15 protein-coding genes are annotated in these 23,216 nt (G+C 44.6%); 6 read left to right on the top strand and 9 right to left on the bottom strand.

Going from position 1 to position 23,216, the window contains the following annotated elements; all coding sequences use genetic code 11:
- Positions 1 to 91: 91 nt before the first annotated feature.
- The 4 genes from AACT52_RS32570 to AACT52_RS32585 are packed head-to-tail and all read right to left on the bottom strand — an operon-like array spanning position 92 to position 5,559.
- Positions 92 to 2,236, bottom strand: a complete 2,145-nt coding sequence (locus tag AACT52_RS32570) for a CHASE2 domain-containing protein (RefSeq protein WP_073634755.1) — start codon at positions 2,234 to 2,236, stop codon at positions 92 to 94.
- Positions 2,233 to 3,675 (bottom strand): hypothetical protein, encoded by a 1,443-nt coding sequence (locus AACT52_RS32575; protein ID WP_233154135.1) that lies wholly within the window; start codon positions 3,673 to 3,675, stop codon positions 2,233 to 2,235. The genes AACT52_RS32570 and AACT52_RS32575 overlap by 4 nt, the downstream gene beginning before the upstream one ends.
- Positions 3,662 to 4,600 (bottom strand): AAA family ATPase, encoded by a 939-nt coding sequence (locus tag AACT52_RS32580; RefSeq protein ID WP_073634757.1) that lies wholly within the window; start codon positions 4,598 to 4,600, stop codon positions 3,662 to 3,664. The genes AACT52_RS32575 and AACT52_RS32580 overlap by 14 nt, the downstream gene beginning before the upstream one ends.
- Positions 4,585 to 5,559 carry a hypothetical protein gene (locus tag AACT52_RS32585; protein ID WP_073634758.1) on the bottom strand — a complete coding sequence of 325 codons (975 nt, stop codon included), beginning with the start codon at positions 5,557 to 5,559 and terminating at the stop codon, positions 4,585 to 4,587. The genes AACT52_RS32580 and AACT52_RS32585 overlap by 16 nt, the downstream gene beginning before the upstream one ends.
- Here AACT52_RS32585 and AACT52_RS32590 point away from each other — a divergent pair.
- Together AACT52_RS32590 and AACT52_RS32595 are read left to right on the top strand one after the other, a co-directional pair.
- Positions 5,558 to 5,752 carry a hypothetical protein gene (locus AACT52_RS32590; protein WP_073634759.1) on the top strand — a complete coding sequence of 65 codons (195 nt, stop codon included), beginning with the start codon at positions 5,558 to 5,560 and terminating at the stop codon, positions 5,750 to 5,752. The genes AACT52_RS32585 and AACT52_RS32590 overlap by 2 nt on opposite strands.
- A 699-nt stretch (positions 5,753 to 6,451) precedes the next feature.
- The gene (locus tag AACT52_RS32595) at positions 6,452 to 7,471 is read left to right on the top strand and encodes an SDR family oxidoreductase (RefSeq protein WP_073634760.1); all 1,020 of its coding nucleotides are present in this window, start codon (positions 6,452 to 6,454) and stop codon (positions 7,469 to 7,471) included.
- Positions 7,472 to 8,192: 721 nt separating this feature from the next.
- On the opposite strand, the gene AACT52_RS32600 is transcribed toward AACT52_RS32595, so the two are convergent.
- Entirely contained in the window at positions 8,193 to 8,390 is a 198-nt protein-coding gene (locus tag AACT52_RS32600) for a hypothetical protein (RefSeq protein WP_143172932.1), read from the bottom strand.
- A 1,001-nt stretch (positions 8,391 to 9,391) separates the two neighbouring features.
- Between AACT52_RS32600 and AACT52_RS32605 the strand changes: the two genes are divergently transcribed.
- The 3 genes from AACT52_RS32605 to AACT52_RS32615 are packed head-to-tail and all read left to right on the top strand — an operon-like array spanning position 9,392 to position 13,685.
- Positions 9,392 to 11,071 (top strand): prenyltransferase/squalene oxidase repeat-containing protein, encoded by a 1,680-nt coding sequence (locus AACT52_RS32605; protein WP_073634761.1) that lies wholly within the window; start codon positions 9,392 to 9,394, stop codon positions 11,069 to 11,071.
- A gap of 35 nt (positions 11,072 to 11,106) precedes the next feature.
- On the top strand, positions 11,107 to 12,558 hold the full coding sequence (locus tag AACT52_RS32610; RefSeq protein ID WP_083630678.1) for a cytochrome P450: 1,452 nt from the start codon (positions 11,107 to 11,109) through the stop codon (positions 12,556 to 12,558).
- Positions 12,559 to 12,614: 56 nt separating this feature from the next.
- Positions 12,615 to 13,685: a terpene synthase family protein gene (locus AACT52_RS32615; protein WP_073634762.1), complete on the top strand. Its 1,071-nt coding sequence runs from the start codon at positions 12,615 to 12,617 to the stop codon at positions 13,683 to 13,685.
- Positions 13,686 to 14,343: 658 nt separating this feature from the next.
- Here the strand turns inward: AACT52_RS32615 and AACT52_RS32620 are convergent.
- The 4 genes from AACT52_RS32620 to AACT52_RS32635 all read right to left on the bottom strand — a co-directional run bounded on the left by AACT52_RS32620 (position 14,344) and on the right by AACT52_RS32635 (position 22,124).
- A complete protein-coding gene (locus AACT52_RS32620; RefSeq protein WP_073634763.1) occupies positions 14,344 to 17,097 on the bottom strand; it encodes a CHAT domain-containing protein in 2,754 nt (917 codons plus the stop codon).
- A gap of 140 nt (positions 17,098 to 17,237) precedes the next feature.
- Complete coding sequence (locus tag AACT52_RS32625; RefSeq protein WP_158054867.1) at positions 17,238 to 17,651, bottom strand: hypothetical protein; 414 nt, start codon at positions 17,649 to 17,651, stop codon at positions 17,238 to 17,240.
- Positions 17,652 to 17,665: 14 nt separating this feature from the next.
- On the bottom strand, positions 17,666 to 19,564 hold the full coding sequence (locus AACT52_RS32630; RefSeq protein ID WP_083630683.1) for a ShlB/FhaC/HecB family hemolysin secretion/activation protein: 1,899 nt from the start codon (positions 19,562 to 19,564) through the stop codon (positions 17,666 to 17,668).
- Entirely contained in the window at positions 19,554 to 22,124 is a 2,571-nt protein-coding gene (locus AACT52_RS32635) for a beta strand repeat-containing protein (RefSeq protein ID WP_083630685.1), read from the bottom strand. The genes AACT52_RS32630 and AACT52_RS32635 overlap by 11 nt, the downstream gene beginning before the upstream one ends.
- Before the next feature lie 556 nt (positions 22,125 to 22,680).
- Between AACT52_RS32635 and AACT52_RS32640 the strand changes: the two genes are divergently transcribed.
- Positions 22,681 to 23,211 carry a COP23 domain-containing protein gene (locus AACT52_RS32640; RefSeq protein ID WP_073634765.1) on the top strand — a complete coding sequence of 177 codons (531 nt, stop codon included), beginning with the start codon at positions 22,681 to 22,683 and terminating at the stop codon, positions 23,209 to 23,211.
- Positions 23,212 to 23,216: the final 5 nt, after the last annotated feature.

The raw sequence follows: 23,216 nt of genomic DNA on the forward strand, positions 1-23,216 counted from the left end.
ACAGACTTAGGGTTTTAATAAATGCTGCTTTTTCCTTTAACAAGAGTTTGGTACGCTAGTATAGTGTAAAACCTAATACTCTTACAACAAATTAGCTCTTTTTTGTCAAGTTATTATTAGGTAACTTATTCTTGCGTGATTCCTCTGTTTGTCGATGAACTAGTCTAGGTTGAAACTCTACATAGACCCTGACGCTTACACTTGTAACTACTAAAGCTAGTGCTGATGGGACAAGCGGTATCCAACCCCCCTGTAAAAAGAGGACATAGCAAAGCCCAAATAGGGTTACTATGGCTATTCCGTGTGCCAATCCAAGAAAGAGTGAATGCTGAATGCGCCATGCCAGAACCCCTCCTACCAGGGACCAGCCCCAGACCCACATACTTTCAGCCGAGCCAGAAAAGTACCAAATGACAGGTCGCTTATCCAAGACTGTACTGAGCATCTGACTGGCTATCTGTGCATGAATAAAGACAGCAGGCATTCTTGCAGGTTGGTTTGGCAGAGCATTATATGGTGTATAAAAGCCAGGATGAAGGCTGGGAGACTTAGTACCAATAATAACGAGACGGTCTTTTATCCAGTTAGGATTTATATTGCCCTTCAGGGCTTGTGAGAAAGTGATTTCTTGGGCTAGGCTATCCGGATGGCGGTAATTCAGCATGATTTGGTAGCCGCCATCATCCATGCTTTTATAACCACCTGCATTGCTGTCAAGAATTTTAAAACTGGCTTTTACCTTTTGTGAATGAGCATCAACCAGCTTGAAATTATTTTCATCGCTGAAATCAGGTTCAATACCTTGTTTTTCTAAATATTTAATTGCTAGTAAAGCCGCAAACGAGAAGTTCGTTGTACATTTCTTGTCTTTTGGGGAATTCGCAAATAACAAACTGCGGCGAACGATGCCATCTTTATCAGATATCAAGTCGATAAATCCGACATTATCTATAGGAAAATTCGATGGTGGTGCAATTTCCGGTAGACCGACGCTGCTGAATGCACACGTACTCACAATGTTATCTCGACGCTTTAAAGAAGCCCCCAGATTTGTCTGTTCTGGTCTATATATATTTATACCAATGACACGCGGTTGATAGGACTCTAATTTCGCCAACAACTCGTTCATTTTACTATCTGACACAGGCCATCTGTATTGCCGAAGATCATCTTCAGTGACAGTTACCAACAAAATACGGGGATCAGGTGCTTCAGTAGGACGTAACCGTAACATCTGGTCATATGCTCTTAACTCCCAAGACTCCAACCATTTTAGTTCCCGTACTCCCAGTATTAGGGCGGTAATTCCCAAACTGATAACAAGAACAGTTTGCAACCAGCCTTTTGCAACAGTCTCATGGTAACGCCTACTATATGAAGACTGGGAAGCATAAGCTACCTGCTGTGTGTCACTAGTCTGCATACTTGGCAGTAGACTGCTAAATATATTCAGAATTGAACTCTTAATTTTTTGATTTTTCGACTTGGGAATCTGGGTTACAGGAGTTACTTCCACTTGCCTGCTTACCTTTGTGATTTGTTCAGGAATGAGTAGACTTACTCCAGCAACCTCTATCTGATTGTTCTCAACAGGTAGTGTAGCAAATTGATTTCCTGCGCTTTCTATATCACCTCGAACAAAGCTTGCCATTCCACGAGTGTAAATTAACAATGGCTCAAATTCCGCCAGTGGCTCAGCAACTGTGTTTACTAATGAGGCGAATCGTACTAATTCAGCTGTGTCCTGCTTGTGATTCAACTTTGATAGAGCCAATGCTAGTTCACGAGCTGCTTGGCTGGGTTGTACGTAGGCTAATGCCGTCCAACGTTGAGTTTGGGCAAGGTCTTGAACATCCGGATCATCGCTGTGAAGTTGTTGGCGGATATAATCAAGTAAAAAGTTAGCCAGCTCATTGAGTCGCTGTTGACCAAAATCTGGGTCATCTTTCAAGCGTTTAAGCAGTTCCTTTCGCACTGCTATATCCATCTCGTAAAGTTCATGCCCTACTTCATTGCACAGGCTAGAAAGCAGCAGATCCGCCACAGCTATCCAGGGAATGCCTAGCATTTTAGCGTGAATATCGCGTTGAAAGTTAGCCCATAGGCGATATAACAAATCGGGTGTGAGTGCTAGGGGAAAAGCAGCATGACACGCCAAATACAGATGCGCTTGTCCAAAGCGTTTTCCAAAAGACTCAATGCGTCGGTTGGTAACTTCAGGTCTCATCTTGCTCATTTTTTCCGCTCCTCAAAGTTTGTAGAGCGTCCGCGCAACACATCAATCGCATCCTGCAAACCTCGGCGGCTAACTTCAAACATCGGCACCAGATGGGCAATATCACCTGCTGTTGTGCCAGACCAGCGCGATTGTGGCATGGGGTTAAGCCACGCAACGTAACGAACACATTGCTTAAGCTGTTTCAGAAATGCCTCTGTCCAAGCAAGACGCTCTGGATTCAAACCACCACGCGCAGCACCTGCATCACTAAAAATTAGTACAACAGTTCTTTCTTTATGCAGTTGGGCTAAAATATTCTCAATGAGTTCAGCATACTGATGATTAGGATCGTGGTAAAGATGTTCTACTGGGCAGTTATGAAAGTAGTAGATACTAGATTGTCCCAAGCGTCCTCCCCGTTGAGCAGTTTCTGCTAAACGTTGCGATAGAGAATGGAAGGGTACCATTGAGCCATCTTGATCAATCAGTAACAGCAGTTCAGTTCGGTTGACCCGACGGGGTACGATGACAGGTTTTAGCAAAGTGCCTTGGCGTCCAATTTGGTTGACCGTCGCTTCTATATCCAACTCGGTTGGCTGTCCCTCTCGTATCATCCGGCGCAAGTACCGCCAGATTTGCTTCATCTGCCGCTGAGTCACAGGCAGGTAGTCGGCAGACACAGTTAAGCCACCATGTGATATCTGTTCGTCCCAGCTGGTCGCTTGCAAAACTGCTTGGGCTACTTGCACCTCATCTTCAATCGCTTGAGTCAACGAAGATATATCTGAAGTGGATATGGTCGTAGTCGTGTGGGAAATGGAGTTATCATCACTAACTCGTTGCTTAGAGAACTGCTTACCTACCCATGTAGTAACTGTATACACAGTAGTCAGTGCTGTTCCAGAAACCAACACTACTCCAAAACTCAAAACTACAAACTGGGTGATCGCACTCCTATTACTCTGAGTCTGGGTTAAATTCGTCTGTGTTGTCTGAGTTGAGCTTGTATTTGTTCCACTGTTTCGAGTTTTATCAGTATCTACTCCAGCTGCTTGATGTTGACGTGTCGGATTTGTGTTCTGATTTTGATTCTTGCCCATTGAGAATCCGACACCCGAAATAATAATCCCGGTTATGATGCTAGCTCCTGCCAGAGCTACATAGCGAGTAATCTGAGAAAGCGTGCGCTGTCTAGATTGCGTAGCCAATGTCTCCAAGGTTGGCAAAACAGCTTTACTACCCATCACTTGTTCAAAGTGATACTCAAATAACCGCTTTTCCTCGGCAGATTTGACCCATAAAGTCTGACACAAACGCTTCAAAGCAGCTTTGTCACTCATCCCAAAACCAGCTTGCATAGCTCGCAAAACCGATTGATACTCATCAATACCAAGTGGTAAGCCTGCTTCCCGTAACCGAGTGAAGAGTTCTTGGAGTGGCAATTCATTCACGTCCACGGTTCTGCCTCAAATGACGAATATGATCATCCCAACTTTTCAGCAACACGCCAGCAAATGGAAGCTTACCATCGAGTTTTGCCAGAACCTCATCTTGAGGATAGCGGCGTAGCACCTTAAACCAGTCAATCAATTCGCTGGTACTCACTTTCTTACCACCTTCTCCTTTATCTTTCCGCATTTCCTCCCGCAGCTTTAAGAAGCGAACCACAGCTTTACCTACCAACGCCTTCGGTGAATCAGGAAAGTGGTTCTTTACAATTTCTACTAATCTTTCGGGGCTAGGAAATTCTACATAGTGGAACAAACACCGCCGCAAGAAAGCATCTGGTAAGTCTTTTTCGTCATTGCTTGTGATAAAAACGATAGGCGGCGCTTTTGCCTGAACTTCCTGTCCTGTTTCCTCAACAATAAACCGTTGCTCATCAAGTTCTAATAACAAGTCGTTGGGAAAGTCAATGTCAGCTTTATCAATTTCGTCAATCAATATTATAGTCCGCTGCTCGTTCTGGAAAGCACGTCCCAATGGTCCCCACTTCACATAGGTAGCAGGATCGCTAATCCGTGGGATATCCTCATCTTTGATGATACGACCTGTGGCAGCTAGTTGGGCATCGCGTAAGCGACTGACGGCATCATAACTATAAAGACCATCCTTTGCGCGAGTGGTAGATTTGATGTACCAAGCTTCTAACGGCAAACCAAGTTCATAAGCTACAGCACGAGCCAACCTTGTCTTACCACATCCCGGTTCCCCTTTAAGCAAGAGTGGTCGTTCGAGGTATATTGCCAGGTTAACAGCTTCTATCAGTTCTTCATTCGGCAAGTAAGGATACAACAACTGTCCACTCGCATCTCTTTCTCCCGACTGCGGCTGCACCTTGCCTGTGTACTCTAGTGGTTTTTTTGTCAAATTTTTAACCATCTTTCCCTTTCTTCATACCAATTGCAGCCGCACAAATCACAAATTTCTGAAAATGCCAGTTCTGGAACCCCGTTATCACTATTTTCCAAAATTTCTTTGACTAAATCTTCTATTTGATAGATGACTTCAACAAGAGGTAACGTGTTGAACTCAGTCTCAACTGTCTCAATCCAGTCAGTGAGAGTGCGATCGCAAAACGGAGTAATCGTTGGGAGTTTAATCGGAATTTTTGGTTCCCAAGTTGGTTCTAGTTGCTCAACGAACATCGTATCCTGACAACCGACACAGCCCTCATAATCCACTAAAAACATGAGTAACTGGTATTTTGTTTGAGATACAACCTCTCGTGCTTGACTCGCTAATGGCAACCAAAATTCGTGGAGTAGCTCTTGCAAGTACCCTTGTGGCATACAATCCACATCATGGAAGACAAGGATGACATTCTGCGTCTTCCACCATTGAAAAACTCGTTCAGCAATCTCTGTGGATGAGTGTTGTCTTCCCAAACCAACACGACCACCAAGTTCGCGCCATAATGCTGAAATATCTCTTCTGCGTCCTATGCGGTCAAGTTCAATTCGCACCATCTTGCCCATTGTACTGAAGCGAATATGCTGTGTGACTAATCGATTCAGTAACCAACGTTGTCCGTGATCTAGTAATCCGTGAATCAGAAAAGCTGCTATTGACTGCGCTTTGAGAAATCTGAGGAATGAACGCACTTGCTCGCGGTAGCCTAATTTCAACAAAGCACGGTATAACTCTTCACTAGAAGCTACTGACTCTAGATTATCAATCTCCTGTACGATTTTACGGCGTTCTTCTTCTTCCGCCTCAATCTGCTTATCCAACTTGAACAGGACTAAAGGGTCTGTCTCAATAATTCTCGCCTTCCGCAAGTGGAGAATTTTCTCGTCTAGCAGATCGTACAGTTCTTGTAGTTTTTCATGTTGGTTCATGTATACATTGAACAGAGGATATTACTCCATTGCTTGTTTTGGGCGTTCGCGAGTGCGTGCCCTTTGGGCATTGGCACGGAGTGCCCGCTTGAGAGCGATTGCGCACAGCGCAGCGCCAGAGGCGATCGCAGTGACTGCTCAATTTTTTCTTAGCTACAACACCAAGACGCGCTGTTACAGATTTTCAGCCTAAACATGAGTTGTTTTCAGTAGGCTGAGAGCGTCAAGTGATCTGTGAGTGCCTGTGCTATACGGGTTAATTTGATGACAACATTATTGTCATCATCCTTTAGTCTTATTTTATTATTTATTTTTATTCCAGCACTATCAAAAATGTCTCATGTCTAATCTAATCACCTACCAAATCTGAGCCTATTCCACCAACGAAATTTGAACGCAACCTGCTAGAAAAAGTGTAACGGTTATCTATCGGATGGTTTCTGAAATTCCAGCGTATTTATCAGCTATGTATTAGAAATTGTCTTTGTGTGACAAGTAGGGGCGATCGCCTCTGGCACTCCGCTGTGCGCGATCGCCCAAACATTGGTGTCAATTTAAGCTGAAAACCTTGTGATCACGCCATATCACGTCCTTGTGCTTGCTCGCAATTCTCGCTTTACCCCACCCCGGTTTTGTCTTGCGCCAAAACCTCCCCTCCCCTTAGCAAGGGGAGGGGATTAAGGGGAGCCAGCGCTGCAGGAGGGTTTCCCTCCGCAGGCGACTGGCGTGTGGGGTAAATCAACATGGAATAAACAGTTGAGCCTTAAATTGACACGTATGTCGCCCAAAGCACCCCTACTCTTAAGAAATAAACCACTGCTCACACCTGCGAAAGATGAACATTGGCTTAATAAAGCTTAATACAGAAGGGAGAGGGTACGGATGATAAATCATGCAATTAAAGCCAATTAATCAGCAAGTTGTTGCCATCGTTGGGGCTTCCAGTGGTATAGGAAGAGAAGCAGCGCTAAGATTTGCCCAACGCGGTGCAAAAGTCATGGTAGCTGCACGCAGTGAACCAGGGTTAAAGTCTTTGGTAGAGGAAATTCAAAGCTTTGGCGGTGAAGCAACATATGTTATTGCGGATGTCAGCGATTTTGAACAAGTTAAGGCGATCGCAGACAAAACCGTAGCACAATACGGAAGATTGGATACCTGGGTTCATGCTGCGGCTACAGGTGTACTTGCTCCTTTTGAGAACATTACACCAGAGGAGTTTCAACGCGTCATTGATGTCACCTTGATGGGACAGGTACATGGTGCAATGGCGGCACTGCCCTATCTCAAACAAGAGGGACGCGGGGCGTTAATTCATATTTCCTCAGTGGAAGGTGTACGTGCTCTACCACTGCAAAGCCCTTACTCTGCTGCCAAACATGGTGTAGAAGGTTTCTTAGAAGCACTGCGCGTTGAGTTGCAACACGAAGGATTGCCCATCAGCGTCACATCAATAAAACCTTCGGTCATTAATACGCCTTACTACAACAAAGTTCGCACCAAATTAGGAGTTAAGCCTACAGGCATACCACCGTATTATCAACCCAGCATTGTTGTTGATGCCATTCTCTACACCGCCGAACATCCCACTCGTGATTTTATCGCCGGGGATGTGGGCAGGGTGTTAGATGTGTTGCAGCGCCTTTCACCAGAACTTGTAGATTCCATATTGGCGGTGATCGGCATTCCGGGACAGCGCACCAACGAACCAAAGTCAGAGGACGCACCAGACAATCTTTTTACACCCGCCATCCCAGAGTACGACCGAGTTAAGGGAGACTTTGACCATTTGGTGATACCAACTTTCTTGGACTGGTTCGATATGAATCCACCCGTGAAGTGGGGCGCGGTTGCTTTTGCAGCGCTGGGTGTTGCAGCGTTACTTGGCGGCTGGCGTCCTGGGAATGATGTTTGATATTAAGTCCAGTAAATCCAGTAAATCCAGTAAGTCCAGTAAATCCAGTGAAATACTCTTGTTATCTGTATTGCTGGTGGTGAGATCCTCCCACCTCTAGCTGTCGCGCTTAGAGGTGGGATTCCAAATCTCACGACTTGGTTTTCTGACTCTACGAGTCGGCTGACTTAGTGGGACTTTGGTTTGACGACATGATTTCATCACCTCTAAACGACGCTGGTTTAGCTTCGTCTCATCCCAGGGCGCATCGTTCAAGAAGTGGCGTACCTGGTTATACGAGCCATCAATTGTATTGCTTGTTTTAAAATTTTTTCTTAGAAAAATTTCTGAATTTTTAGCTCATCTCAAGAAAAAATGAGACTCAAAATTATTCAAATATTAAAGCTGCAAATAGCTTGATAATTGAGGACTGTTAATAAAAGTATGTATTTTCACTAACAATAAATACTGTACTAAAAATCACAAAACAGCCATAGTTCCAAAGTAAGCCAATATATTACCAGTTGCTATAAATGTAGTCAAGCATACTTGCCATTTCCAACTCTTACGGCTGATAATCATTTCAATGTATACCTCCTAAAAAAGGGTATGTTGGCAGTAAGCCCATCCTGAGAAGCTGTTAAGTCGAATCAGTTAGGGCTGATTAATCAGTGGTTTTTGAAACATGAGTACACCCAACCGTAACTTTTACAGCGCTGATTCTATGATTAGACCACAAATCCTAGGGCGGCATTGCCCGTAAAACCCTAGGCGATCGCCTTTTGAGATGTTGGTGAACAATACCCACCTCAATCAAAAGCTCTGTAAGATGCACCAGCATAGTGCTACGGGTGGGCGATCGCAGGCAGCGCAGTGCTACGGGTTGGCGATCGCATCCCTGGGTAGCAATTACTTTAACTCTAAAGGAGATGCAGCCCACTCTTTACCTTCTTATGGCAAGAGGACGGTGTGCAATCAGAACTGTTCCTCAGTTCTTTTTAAGTAGTTAGCGGAAGTCCTCATCCTCAATGTTTGGTAAGCAGGGGTTTGAATTCCAGGGCAAACGCCGCAATGTCAATAAGAATGTCTCTATCTTAAGAAAGCCCAAAATAATCGCAGTCAACGCGAATGCTGATTGACTAAATTTTAGGCGATCGCGCTTTTGCGCAGTGCAAGGCGATCGCTTTGACTTATGTCAAAATCACTCAAAGGATAAATTCTTATTCTTTTGTTGATACATTAACTAAGGTTTTTGTCAAGATTAATGAGATGCGTTTGACCTGGTTTGAATCCTCTTTTCATCCTCTTTTCATTGATTCTCCTTGTCCTCTTAAAGTTTTGAGATTTTACGAAACTTTTTGCCAAAAAGTTTGCCAACTAAAATTAATTATTTATAATGAGAGGAAATAATTAAATTTTTCAAAAGTTTGTCTTGTGAAGAGTTTGGGTTTTGTATTGCAAAAAACATTTGTATTGAAAATAAACATCATGTTCTCAATCAAGAGTCAAACTATTTTCAATCAAAGGATTTGAATATATCTCTGCTGTAAGTGACAGACGAAGGATTATTAGATGGTTCTTAATCATCTTACGATTACCTAAGTCACACTTGTCATATGAGATTTTACACAAATGATCCAAGACGGCTGCCAATACATTTCGGTTAGTGATGTTTCCGCTCTATGAGATCCCCCAACCCCCTTAAAAAGGGGGCAGATAGTTCCCCCCTTAAAAAGGGGGGCTAGGGGGGATCAAGTACTATCCGAAAAGTATTGAGACGGCTGCTACACACTTGTTATCTGCAAGTTAAACGCATATAGGCTGAAAATTTTTAACAATCTACCGATGAGAAAATCTCACAACAAAACATAAAAATTTTTCAGCATAACTGCCTGATTTTGATTGCAGATATCCTTGAAATTTAGCAAAGGAAAGCTAAAGATGGTTACTTCTTTAACCAAGCAAAGTCAGCCTACATTAGGCTTAAAGCTACGAGATATGGTGTTGGCTTTACTCGAAGAGATGGTAGCTGACTATGACGAAAAGTGGGGTGGAGGGAAAATGTCCGCCGCTGCTTATGATGTTGCTTGGGTGGCTATGGTAAGGGACCCACATAATCCTGATCAGCTAGCCTTTCCCGACTCTTTCAACTGGCTTCTTAGGCATCAATCAAGAGATGGTAGCTGGGGTTATCCACCTCAGACAATAGTACCTACCCTGGCAGGTCTTTTAGCCTTGCTCAAAGCCCCACAGCAAACTGAATCAACTCGCAATGCTGCTAAACGTGCTGAAGCTCACCTACGGACTGCCTTAAGACAATGGTCAATCGCTCATCACGAAAGCATTGCCTTTGAAATTTTAGTTCCAACACTTTTGGATGAACTAGAAAAGCTAGGTGTGGTGTTTGAGTTTCCAGATAAGGCTGAACTGTTAAAAATTTATCACCACAAGTTGAGCATTGCCTCCCCAGAACTTATTTACACCGGCAAATCTGGCTTGATTTTTTCTGTAGAAGCTTTCGCCCCTTCTATTGATTTTCAGCGGTTAAAGCCACTGCAGACAACCAATGGTAGCTATGGCAACTCACCTGCAGCTACTGCTGCTGTTTTGATTCATAGTCCAGAGTGGGATACGGCTGCTGCTGATTGGCTAACACATTTATCGAATCAGGCTCGCAGGAATGGTGATCCGGGTGCTATGCCTAATGCCTATCCGATTGATGTGTTTGAGGGATCTTGGGTCTTATACAACCTTATCCAAGGGGGGTTCGATTTCAAAGATGAAGCTTTCCGCTCAGTTGGAAAAAAGCTATTAATCTGGTTGCAAAAAAGCTTAACCCAGAAGGGAGCAAGCTTCAGCCGATTAACAGGAGTAGTAACAGACTCAGATGATACCGGAATGCTACTGGCAGCGCATAATTTGTTGGCTGAAAAAACAGGAATGAAAACAGTTTCAGTGGACTGTTTACAGAACTTTGAGCGCGACACTTACTTTGCTTGCTTTGAATTGGAAAGAGGTATTTCTTTAAGCGCCAACGCTCATGTGCTGGCAGCTTTATTAAGCGTACCCACTCTCCCTGATTGGGTTGTGAAAAACAACAGTATTAACAAAGTGATTGACTACCTCTACAGCACAAGGAACAGTGCTGGTTACTGGGAAGATAAATGGCACGAGAGTCCTTTTTACGTTACAGCAATTGCAACGATGGCTTTAACACAGCACCCATCCCCATCCGTACGAAATCAGTTGCAACCGACAGTTGAATGGGTTTTAGCAACTCAGTCAGCAAAAGACGGTGGTTGGGGCATGAATGGCAGTGGATGCTCAACGCTGGAAGAAACAGCTTACGCTCTGCAGATTTTGAATGCTGTTAGGCAAAAACCACTAGAAAAAACACTACGAACAACCCAACCAAGCTTAAGCCAAGCTATTAGAAGGGGCGTGGACTACTTATGGCAGCATTTGGATGAATTGAGTTCTACTACAGAAATAGCCGCAAATTCGAGATTACCTCGTTTATGGCGGGGTAAACAGTTATATTTGCCTTCACGGGTAGTTTTTTCGGCAGTGCTGGCGGTGCTCTATCAGGCTTTTGCAAGCGAGCAAGCTGTTGCTGGATAGGCTAGATCAACAAAAATAAGGAGAGTAGTAAAAACATGGAAATCAAAGAAGGTTATTTTAAACAACAGCAAACTTTAAAAAACGCAGATACAGCACAGGAGCATCAAATCAATCGCCCATCTCCTTTTGACCCTTCTCCCACGCCAAAAACCTGCCCTGTTGTACGTGGATATCCCTTCGTTGGTGTTTTACCCGAGTTATTGCAAAATCCTCTGCGGTTGTTTCAACGAGCGGTTAAAGACCACCCAGGCGAAATAGTTGCACTGAAATTAGGACCTATCCAAGCTCATTTAGTCACTCACCCTGACCATGTTAAGTACGTTTTGAACGATAATTGGCAAAATTTCGGCAAGGGTGAGGTCATGTGGAAGCCAGCACGGCAAGTGGTAGGCAACGGTTTGATCACGAGTCACGGCGAAAGTTGGTTTCGCAATCGGCGCTTAATGCAGCCAATGTTCGCTGCCAATCAAGCTAATGCTTTAACGGAACTTTCTGTTAAACTGATTGCCGAGCAGCTTGCACGTTTTGAAACAACAGCAAATAGTGAACCAATCGACATAAAAAATGAAATGGCGCTGCTCACGCAAACGGTGATCCTAGGGGTCATATTCAGTTCGAGTATCGACCGCTCTAAAGCTGAAACTTTGACCGAGGCGCTAAAGGTTCTTGTGCGAGAAACTAGCCGTCGTATGTTCCTTTGCTTCCTCCCGAAGCAATTTCCAATACCAGGAGAGAGAGCTTTTCGCAACGCCATCCAAACCACGGATGATACAATTCTCAGTATCATTCGTGCTAGACGCTGGAGTAGTTTGAACTACGGCGACCTATTTGAGCGGTTATTATTTAGCCGCGATGAAGAAAGCAAGACTGGGATGAACGATCAACAACTGCGAGATGAGAGCATCACACTTTTTCTGGCTGGCTACGAGACTACGTCTACAGCACTGACATGGGTCTGGTATCTGCTTGACAAACACCCGGAAGTGCAGAGTAAACTGCGGGCAGAGATTGACGCTGTCATTGGCAAACGACAACCAACTTGTGCCGACGTCGCTAAACTACAGTATACCAAAATGGTCATCCAGGAAGTTATGCGGCTTTATCCGCCTGTCTTGTTCTTGGCGCGAGTCGTCGAAGCGGATGATGTTATCGATGGTTATCCGCTCAAAGCAGGGACTACAGTTGTGCTCTGCAAATATTTAACTCATCGTCTGCCTGAGTTCTGGGATCAACCGGAAGTTTTCGACCCAGAACGATTCGCCTCAGAGTACTCTACACAGCGACACTCTTACAGCTACTTTCCGTTTGGTGGTGGACCGCGCTATTGTATCGGCAAACACCTCGCCCTTTTAGAAATGCAGTTGATTGTCGCCATGATGGTGCAGAAGTACCGACTACGGTGCGTCCCTGGACATCCTGTCGAGGCGTCGCCTAAAATCATTCTTCACCCGCGCTATGGTTTACCAATGACTGTGGAACCAGTTTGATGTAGGTCGTATAAAAAAGAGAGATAAAACTTAATAAATGAATGAGTTGTAAGAACATGGCGAGTGATTTAGAACAACAGCAAACTTTAAAAAATGCACTTGCAGTGAGTGAACTTTCTGGTATTCCAACAGTAGACCGCGCTCATGTGCTACAAACTGCGCTATCTATCTATCCGGAGGTGGAAAATTGGGTAGCACAGTTCCCGGCGTTTCTACCGCAACGGATAGCAGGAGTATGTTTGGCACTAACTGCAACAGCCCCCTACGCAAAACCATCTGTGATTGTTAAAGCGTCTATCCTATCGCTAATCATATGCGCTGTGGATGACTTGCTTGACATAACCGAAGGTTTTGTGAACATAAGGCTGACAGTTGAACAAATGGAGGCAATGTTAACGCTATATGTAAAGCTCGTCCAATCAGGTGGCAACTCAACTTATCGTGATTATCCAGATTTAATTCAGATATTTCCGGCAATTAATGAGTCGCAGCCCTGGGTGCAGATAGCCAATGTTTTGACAAAATTTTGTCGGGAACTGCAGAAATTCCCAGCAGCTGCGATTTATTACGGTATATTTGCGAAACATTTTAAGTTAGGTCTGGAGGCTATGCTCACAGAATTATACTGGAGCCAAGCTTTCAAAGAAACGGGAAATTATCCAACTTATGAACAATATCTCCTAAATGGTAGAAAATCCATAGCAGCACCGCTCGTCCAGAGTTCGTTACTCGCAATGGTGGGTGAACCTGTTGATTGTGAATTTAGCCTTAAGCCTCCCTATAGCACCCTGGAGACTCTCATAGATGAAGTGATGCTGACCTGTGGCAGTAGCATTCGACTAGCTAATGATATATGCAGTTTCGAGCGCGAACGCCAAGCTCAAAAGCCAAATAGCCTTTTAATTTTGATGTTGACTCAGGGTTGCAGCCAGAAGGAAGCTGAAGCGATCGTTCTCAAAGAAATGGATACATACCTGCAAAAAATGGAGGAGCCGATTTCTTTGCTGCCATTGAGTCTGAGTGCGTGGGGAGATTGCACCAGAAGAATGACCTGGTTTTCGTGTGCTTGGTATCAAACTAGGGAATTTCACGATTTTACTAAACAGATGCTGGCAGCTCTGCGATAGCAGCTTACCGAAAAGCTGGGTTTAAAGCCTCGTCCTAGAAGGACGACTTTTTAATTGGGAACAAAATGCCATCGAAGTGCGACAATATAATTAGCCTACAGGTTGAGATACCGCCGATACGTGCCCGACAAATATGGCTCAGCTAGGAAATATGCGATCGCTTTGCCACACGATGGGTCGGAAAATAGTAAGGGCAAGAGCACCGAAAACTCTATAAACAGGGCAGTAGCTGTTCGACAACAGTGAATGATTTAGTAAAAAACAATTTGGAGTAATCCGCGTACCATGGGGCACATGGGAACGTACCCCGAAATGGGTAAACGCTTGGGGAGTTGTCCTTAAGTGGGTCATAGCCTAAAAAACTGTGATATGCGCTTAGGCGCACGCTACGCGAACGGACAAGTTATGAACTGTAAGACCTATGATAGGGGCAACCCGAAAAAGGCAAGTTCAGCCCAAGAATCCTCATGCCTTTAGGCTGAGGAGTGTCAACATAACTGGTTTTCTGAATTTTAAATTTTGAATTGCTTATTAAGTGGGCAGGTGTCATTAAATATAAAATAAGACCTCACCCTCAATCCCTCTCCTTGCTAAGGAGAGGGAAGCCGGAGGCAGGGTGAGGTTTTATATTTAATTTGTCCCACTTACTACTTACTCGCTACTGCCAATTGCCCACCAAAACGTAAGATGCCCAGTAATAGGGATGAGGGGGTAAAGCTCTCATTTCTTCAAATGGGGGCTTTGTCTTAAGCGACTGTATCAAAGACAATTGAGCCATCCTGAGGGCATCTAATTTTTTCTCTCCTGGTTTTTTTAAGTCTTGGTAAAATTTACTCATCACTTCAGCCGTGGAAGCATCTCCCACAGGCCAGAGAGTCGCGAGAGTACTGCGTGCGCCAGAACGCACGGCAACTCCTGCCAAACCTAAAACAGCACGTTCATCACCAGTCGCGGTTTCGCAAGCACTCAGCACGAGTAGTTCCAAGTTGTTTTCTGCTTGTCTTAATAAAGCACTTAACTCATTGATGCTGATACTTTTTCCATCTCCTGTAATAATAAAGTTTTTTTCGGGATTAGAACTGAAAAGCCCATGAGTCGCTAAGTGGACAACAGGAAAATTAAATTGCATCTGGTTTTGAATAGTTTTTGCCGTAAATTCTTGATTAAGAAGCTTCATAGAAGAAGGAAAAGCTTCTTTAATATCATTTAATTCTTTAGGCACATTAGTCAGTGCAGGAAAAATCTCTTCTTGTACTTTGATTTGCTCACTGACTCCCGCTGCTAAAACCTTAAGCTGTTTCTGCTTAATTAGTTTAGAGTCTACAAGTTGCAGACTTGGAACCAGAGCAACGTTATATTTCTCAATCAGGTATTGTTGACCATCGTACAGTGCAGCCATTGGCACTCTCTGCAATTGACCATTGGGTACAAAGACTAAAGTTTTAATTTTATTAGCATTTAACTCTGTCTCAAAAGGTTTGATTAACCACTGATAAACCTGTCCAAAAATTGGTAAAAGTCTCTGGATATTTTCTTTTAACTCCTGCGGATCTGGGTTAGAAGTGGATAGAATGTTGCGAGCAGAAGTATTGACAGTTACGTTATCTAAGTTATCATAAAGCCGATCTAGAATGTCATTAACTTGTTCTTCACTGGTAGGAATTGCAACTTCTTGCAAAGGTTTTCCTGGCAAGGACAAAATAACTTCTAAGCGCTCTTTCAAAACAATAGGATAGATGACAGCTGCTTGGGGATCGATATCATCAATCTGCACCGCAATATCCGTTTCCTCTGAACAGGGGTCTTGAAAAAAGTTGTCTAATTCTGCTAATTGTAGAGACTCGATAACTCTGCGAGCAAACTCTAAACGGCTTTTAGGCTTGTTCCCCTCAACTTGTTCCTGCCTAATGCTAGAATTTGACACGACTAGAGCATTTAACTCACTTGGACTCAGTTGTGATTTCAAAAGCAAATCTGCTAGTTCTAGATAGACAGGTTTGACCTCTTGGAGAAAGTCAAATTGGACATCTCGATTGTTTGCGTTTAAATCGCTGCGCAGAGACTGAAGAGTGTTGAAGGCGGCTGTGTAAGCAGTAATTGCTCCTTTTGTATCTCCCTGTTCTCTCAGTAAACTGCCTAACTGAGATTGCCAAACATAACTAATTTCCCGTGCATCCCCTGTGATATTTTGTCCTGGAGCTAAAACAAGAGCTTGCCGAGTCAGTTCAATTGCCCGACTTAGCTGCCCCTGTTCATGGTATAATCTAGCGAGATAACCCAGAGCATAAGTTTGTGCTCGCCTGTCTTGCAAGCTGACAGCGTCTTGCAGAGCCGCGTTCAAAATCGGTTCAACCTTGTCTATTTGTTTGCTTTGGATTAAACCTTGAGCAAAGTTAATCTGAGCGTAGATTGCTGCACGATTTGGAGAAAGAGTGGCAAGAGTCGATTCAATTTGACTTTGCAAAGCTTGTCGATCTTGACTCAACCTCACTTCTAACTGAGACAAAAAATCCTTTCCCCGTTGAATCAACTGAGATTCTCCAAACTTAGACCAAGAAGCGATACGCCGATTGGTTTGCTCTTCCCACCATTTTTGGATCTCTAGTAATAGTTTAAAGTGATTGAGCTGTGCCTGAATTTTAGGAATAGGTGAAGCTGATGTCACCGTTGCTGCTTCGACGTAGTTATTAAAAGCTTGTTGGTAAGGCGCTAAAGCAGCTTGCTGAGATTTGCGGTCTATAATGTCAGTAACCACCTCATAGTCCCAACGGTCTCGTATTTGCTTTCCTAAAGCGCGTTCAGTGTTGCCTAAACTCAGCAAAACAGCACTTGACTCTGGTGATTGTTTCAGGAATGACAAACTCAACTGCAAAACTTTTTTCGACTGGTTCAACAATCCCTGTCTTCGCAAAACTTCACCGAGGCTACGCAAGCCAACAGCTTGGGTTGGCGAAATAGAATCTCGCTGTTGAGAGTTTGTGAGGAAGCCATCTATTTCTGCTTGACTACAGCTTGGGTTATTAATGGCAAAAGCTTCGAGTAAAGTCTTGCACGCTTTGGGATATAATCCTAAATCTTGAAGAGCTTGGGATTTGTTGATCAGGCTCTTGGTTATCCCCTCGCGATCGCCCACGAGCTTATAAGCTTGAGCTGCTTGTTCCCACAACTTAGCTGCTTCATCGAATTTTCCGGCATTGTAGCGTTGTTGACCTTCTCGTGCCAGTTGTAGCGCAGGACTAGAAGAATTGGGAATTTTCTTCGGGTAGGGTGCTTTTTGGGCATATTCCGAATTTTGCTCCTTGACTCCTGCGCGGCTTGTATTCGACCAAGTTGAAATACTCAGGGTGAACACCAGTCCAAACAAGACTAGAAGGATAAAGACAAATATACGACGGTATTTTTTAATAATCATATCAATTTCGGTTTAAAATCATTCTTATGGTAGTTTTTAATTAGGCAAAATATCAGTTGATTGTAGGGGGACTTAGCCTTGCTCATACGTGTCAACAATCACGTTCAAACCTTTATTCCACGTTGATTTTACCCCTCCCCTTAATCCCCTCCCCTTGGTAAGGGGAGGGGAGGTTTTGGCGTCAGACAAAACCGGGGTGGGGTGAAGCGAGAATTGTGGGCAAGCATAAGGACATGATGCCTTGTTCCCAGTCTTTGGCGGGGAATACGATTGGGAGGCAGAACCTGGCTTACTTGCCGCAGAGCCGCCCCAAGCGCATTTCCAGGTTCTACCTGGAAACGAGATTTTAGAATTGCCTTGTTCCCAGTCAGAGACTGGGAATACCATTGGGAGGCTCTGCCTTGCTTACTTGCGGCAGAGCCGCTTAAACGGCATTTCCAGGTTCTACCTGGAAACGAGATGTTAAAAGGGTTTTGGCTTAAGTTGACACCAATGAGCAATGCTGTCCTCCTACCATGTGGTTTGTAGTCTATGCAATTGAGAAGTGCTGTCATTTGCCATTCTGGTTTCAAAACGGTCTGTACTCCAGTTGAAAATACACGCCATTTTCTTGCCATGTCCTTTTTGTCGAATTAATATCTATTAAAGGAATACCCCAGTCTAAGCGAGCCGTGAAGTTGTCCCCCATCTGCCAGATTAAACCGAATCCTACACCCACTAAGGTATTAGGGTCTGGAGTGTTTCCACTTGTGTTCCAGCCAATGCCAAAATCAATGAATGGTGCAAACTGTAAAGTTCCTTCCACCTCTGGTACTCGGGCAATGGGCAGCCGTGCCTCTACAGAAGCAGAAATACCATTGTCAGTGAGCAGAGCATCCTGACGATAACCCCTTACACTTGCTTGACCCCCCAAACTAAACTGCTCTCGGGAAAGTAAAGAATCACCTGCCAGTTGGATGTTGGAACGGACTAACAAATTAGGACCAATGGCAGGCTTACCTGTTGCTTCTCCTAAGCGCCGCAAATACAGCATTTGCCCCCGCCAAACGAAAAATTGACTATCTGGATCGCTGCTGTTAACAGTGGCATCAAAGGCACCGATGCCAAAACTAAATTCAGAACGAGCAGCTAAAACATCTTGACGGCTTCGTTGCAGCCATTCTTGACCAAAGTTCAATTCGGAAATACGGGTTTTTCCATTGACATCTGCTCCTGGGAACAAAGGAAAGTTAACTCCGAAAATGGAGGAATCACTTTCTCGCCTAGCTGCTGTGAAACTCAGGGCAAATTCTTGGCTGCGTTCTGGAGTGGCTGTTTGAATAATTGGTTGGCGAAAGGTGAGTTCAAACTCGCGAGAGTCTACCTCGATGTCCAAATTGTTGAAAGGCGGTTCAACGATGTTGTTGTTGCTAATCCGGTAACCAAAGCGTAGCGTGCCATTACGGGGATTGATTGGTAAGGTGTAGCTACCCTCAAACGTATTGCTGCCATCGGTATTAATGTAGGCAAAACTCAACTGATCTCCCAGTCCTAGGAGGTTAGCTTCCGATATCTCGACACCGCGTTCAAAACTGCCAACGCCAGGGTTGCGGTTATTATCAATCCTGAATTCGGTGACAAACGTTTTCGCTCCCCTAACCGTCACCTCTAGGGAATTTGCACCAGGTTTCGTTCCAGCTGTCAGTTCAGCATCTAAGCTTTCAATTAAGGGGTTCAGTTGCAGCAATTGCAGGGCTTCTTGTAGGCGGTTGATGTTCAGGGGTTTTGACGCAGCTAAAGCAATGCGACTGCGAACATAGTTTGGATTTAGCCGCCCTTTGGCGATATTCACCTTAATTTCTTCCAGCCTACCTTCAAGTACCTGAATTTTGACGGTACCTGATTGGATTTCTTGACTGGGTATGTAGGCACCTGAGGTGATATAGCCCTTTTTAAGATAAAGCTCAGTAACTTTATTAGCCGCTTGCAAAAGTTGGTCAAAAGTAATGGGTTGCCCAATGAAGTCAGCCGTCACCTGGTTTAACTCTTTCTGGCTAAATACAGTGCTACCGACAAACTCAAACTTCTCAACGAGAATTATCCTAGGCACATTTTGAATTTCTCCAGGAGCACGAGGTCCTGTAGGAAGCCGCTGGAGTGGTTTTTGTTGTGGCGGGAGTGGAGTCGGCTCTTGTTGTTCTGGAGGAATTGGGGTAATGGGATTGATAGGCTGAGGATTGATAGGCAGAGGTTGTTCTGAGGGAATTGGGATAACGGGGTTGATGGATTGTGCCCAAGCAGAGGATGTGTGAGACAGTAGGGGGAGTAGGGGGAGTAGGGGGAGGAAGAGGAGGGCGAGATGGGGAGATGGGGAGATGGGGAGATGGGGGGATATTCCAAGTTTTGAATTTTGAATTTTGTTCGCGTAGCGTGCCCGTAGGGCATATTTTGAATTGATTTGTCCCCATAATTTCAATTTAATGAGCATGGCACAACGATGCGGTCAATCCAGAAGCGTAGGGGGTAACTATGGGGGCATTAGCACTGAGAACAACGGTACCTTTTGCGTTAACGTACCAGCCTAGGGCTGGAGGCGGTAGCTCTGAGGTTTCCGGTTCCTCAACAGTTCTGATTGAACGAGAGATATTTTCTGCTGGGGAAGGCTCAAAACTTACCAAAGCTTTACTGCTGAGTGGTTCGCTGGGTCGGGGTGGCAATCCCCCGCGCCCAGTGATAGTAAACTCACTCCTATCCTGTTCCTTCTTTGCTGTACACACCTGCGCCACGACTTCTTCAGGTTGAACTATCTCTTGTGGCACATCAATCGCTTCTTGGTTGGCTGCAATATCCGGTGTGATGAATTGTACTGCACCATCTAATCCCAGTTGGGAAGTGGCAGTAATCTGGCATTCTGGGCAAACAAATAATCCTTGAGTGTTGATCTGGATGTTTCCTCCTCTCCCCTCGAAAGCATTGGCGGTGATTTTGCTATTTTCCAGCAACACAACAGAATCAGCGGGACTATTGCCAGTAATGGTGATGTTGCCGCCGTTACCAGTCCCACCTGCTTGTGCTGATATCTGACTGCCGTGGCGGATTTGTAAGGAACCTGTTTCGAGGATGATGTTACCACCTTCACCAGATTGGGTGGCTGCTGTGATACTACCGCCGTTATCCAGTAAAATAGAGCGAGCATTTATCCTGGCGTTTCCTGCATTACCTGACCCCTGATTCCTCACAGTCACTTGACCACCATCCGTGACCCTCAACTGACCTGTATTTATTGTCACGTTTTGTGCTGCCCCACTTGGCACTGCAGGCGTGCGAAAAGCCTGTTGTAAGGCTTGATCCGGTAAAATGCCAGAGGAGCCAATCAAACTCGGATTTATTGCTCCTGGGACTGTACCTTTTACTTCCACGAATTCACGGGCGTTGATGATAACATTGGCAGCTAAACCACTTCCAAAGGTAGAAGCATCGACCCTTCCCCCATCCCGAACAGTCAATCTTGGTGTACTGACTGTTAGGTTACCAGCATCTCCAGCAACTACTGTGGTAGTCAACAAACCGCTAGGTATAAAAAACTTAGGTTCGACACCAGTAATTTCTATAGAATCAGTGGCATTTACGTTCAGATTTCCTCCGCGACCTGTTCCATAAGTGGTGGAGACAATGGTTCCTCCTCCAGTGACGGTCAAACGCCCAGTTGACACTGTATTATTACCTGAATCTCCAGAACCAAAAGTGGCAGTTGCAATAAAACTGGAAACGCTAGGATTAACAGCACTGACTCCATTGACTTGTATGGATTCAGAGGCATTGGCATTGAGATTGCCCCCTGTTCCGGAACTAAAGGTTCTCGCCAAGACGGTTCCTCCTCCCTCCACGACTAGGCGCTTGGTTGAAATATTAATGTCTCCTGCTCTACCCGCTCCCACTGTTTCATTCGTTAAGCTGCTCCGAATTTTTCCATCTGCGTTGGTTCCGCTCACTTTTACAGACTCTGTGGCGTTGACTTGAATTGCGCCTGTGGGTTGGAACCCTTGATTTTGAATCAAAACGAGCGAGCCATCGCTGATTGAGAAGTTTTGCCCCTGCACCTGAATCGAGCCGCCACTACCGCTAGCATCTACTAAAGCCTGCGATCGCATCTCAATATCTTTGAAACCAACTGCACCTTGATACCCCAAAGTCCATCCGCCCGAAGTGGGATTGAGACTGACTTGCCCTTGTGCGACACTGCCTAACTCTACTCGTCCTCCCTCTGCTGTGAGAGTACCTCCGTCTATGCTAATATTCCCCCCAACCAAAGCTAAGGTTTGATTGGGCTGTACCCGCAGACCTGTTGAGGTATTTCTCGTTACAGGCGAGAAGGTGGGATCGGCAATAGTGAAACCCTGACCCGTACCTTGTACCCGAATGGTTCCCGGATTCTGCCCAAATTGCAAACCGACTGGAACACTGATAGTCAGCAAAGGGCGAACTTGAAGATTTGTGGCGCTAAATTCCACACCATCAGCAAACTTAACGCTACTCGCCGTACTACCTAAAAAAGAACCGCCAATATTCAGTTGGGCATTGGGACCAAAATTAATGCCACTCGGATTAATCAAGATGAAATTGGCACCGTAATTTTCTCTGATTAATCCATCAATATTGGAAATTGAGCCACCTGTGACCCGGTTGATAATGTAGTTAATATTATTAAGATTTGTTGTATTTCTAAAAAAAGCTTCGCTGCCAGTTGGAATAGAGAATTCCTTAAAGCTGTGAAATAAATTGCTACCAGCTTGTGTTCCTCCGGTAATTTCAAAGACATTGCCAGAGCGATCGACATTGGTTGGAACAGTTCCATCTGAAGAAATTTGCGCTTGAACAAAGCTACTGGTTAGTAAACAGTAGAGGTAAACACTGGCAGCACTTAAAATTCGCAGAGTAATACCAATTTGAAAAAAGAATGCAACACATGGATAAGACCCCTCCCCAACCCTCCCCTTGCCAAGGGGAGGGTGCCCGATAGGGCGGGTGCGGTTATCTGTCGCAAACATTTTTTGAATTGGTATCACCTTTGAAAATAGTGGGGAGAGTAGAGGGAGAAATATTTTCATGTGTGGAAGTGGTCAATCCGCCGTGAGGTCTATTTTTGGATATGCAGGCATACTAAGTCGCACATCAAACTGTACAACCGTAGTACGGGCATCTAGCCCGCGTTCAAACGAGACACTTGCCTTCGCGCACAAGCCAGTCGCTTACACTACATTAACTTGATTGCGACTTAGTATCAGAATCCAACCAAAAGAAGCAGCCGTAAGTATATGCACCAACTAGATGCTTGAAGTTGAAAGCTAGAGGAGCCAGTGTCTTTCAACTTGTGCTTTTTTTTCTTGGAGAATAGTAAATAACACTCAAACTCATTCGATCGCACCCTGTTTGATCGAAAAAAATGGTAAATTTTAGCACCCTGTTTGCTCTAAAATCATGGTAAGCTTCACTTAAACTTACCTAAGTTCTATTTATATATTAAATCTAAGTAAAATCAACTAAAGACAACATTATAGAGTCTATATTCAACCGTCAATTCAGGTCAAGACAGGAAGTCAACTCATGAACAAAAGGCAATTTTGGACAACGACTACGTGGACAGCTCCGATGTTGGCGTTAGGCTTTGTAGCATCACTCACTCAACCCACCACAGCCACTACCCCGAACGTTACCTGCAACACCAACGGCAGTATACCAACTGTGATGGCTACTGTTACCGAACAGGGAAAAGGCAAAGATGTTACAATTCTCAGCTTCCTTCCTGAATATTTCTCACCCAAAGATGCTGTGCAGAACTGCCAGAATACAGCGAAGACTTTGCAAACTCTTTACAAAACAGAACGTGCAAACTACTTGACAAATGACAAAGTCAATGCAAAATCTGTCGTGTGCGTTGTAGAACGCAGAGGCATCGGTTGCGATCATGAGAGTGCCCAGGTTTTATTTACCCTGGGTTCAACAGTTAACTCCTCTCAAGCTTTATACAAAATCCTGGGTAGCGATTTTAAGCAAGCACAACCTCCTGATGCTAGGACTGTCAGTCGAATTTACTCTGATATCAAACCTAAACCTCGTCGTTGGTGGTTCTTCTAATGAGA

Source organism: Scytonema sp. HK-05, assembly GCF_963872035.1.
Lineage (GTDB): Bacteria > Cyanobacteriota > Cyanobacteriia > Cyanobacteriales > Nostocaceae > Kalymmatonema.